This window comes from Burkholderia territorii, from assembly GCF_902833055.1.
In the GTDB taxonomy this organism is placed as follows: domain Bacteria; phylum Pseudomonadota; class Gammaproteobacteria; order Burkholderiales; family Burkholderiaceae; genus Burkholderia; species Burkholderia territorii.
Window position 1 is genome coordinate 1 of record NZ_CADFEJ010000111.1, and the last position, 505, is coordinate 505.

Genomic DNA, 505 nt, shown 5'->3' on the forward strand with positions numbered 1-505 from the left:
GCGCCTGGAATGTAACTTGCGTGACGCATCCCGCCCGCCATCCGCGCACCAACCTGGATCACCCGACATGGCTCCGATGCACCAGTCCGTCGCCCCCGAGCCCGCCGCGGGGCCCGATCTCCGGCCGATCACGCAGCGCATCGTCAAGGTGCGCCGCGACTACAACGCCTCGGTCGGCGACGAGACGCTGGAGGACTACGCGCTGCGCTACACGCCCAGCTCGTTTCGCCGCTGGTCGGAATTCCGGGTCGCGAACACCGCGATCGGCGCGGTCTCGTTCCTGGTGCTGGAGGCGATCGGCGGCAGCCTGGTGATCGACTACGGCTTCACCAACGCGGTCTGCGCGATCGCGGCGGTGTCGCTGCTGATCTGGCTGACCAGCCTGCCGATCAGCTACTACGCGGCGCGCCACGGCGTCGACATGGACCTGCTCACGCGCGGCGCCGGCTTCGGCTATATCGGCTCGACCGTCACCTCCCTGCTCTACGCGAGCTTCACCTTCATC

General features: G+C 68.3%; 1 pseudogene. It reads left to right on the top strand.

Going from position 1 to position 505, the window contains the following annotated elements:
• Positions 1-67 precede the first annotated feature (67 nt).
• A pseudogene (locus HW466_RS31260) lies at positions 68-505 on the top strand (hybrid sensor histidine kinase/response regulator); the annotation flags it as partial.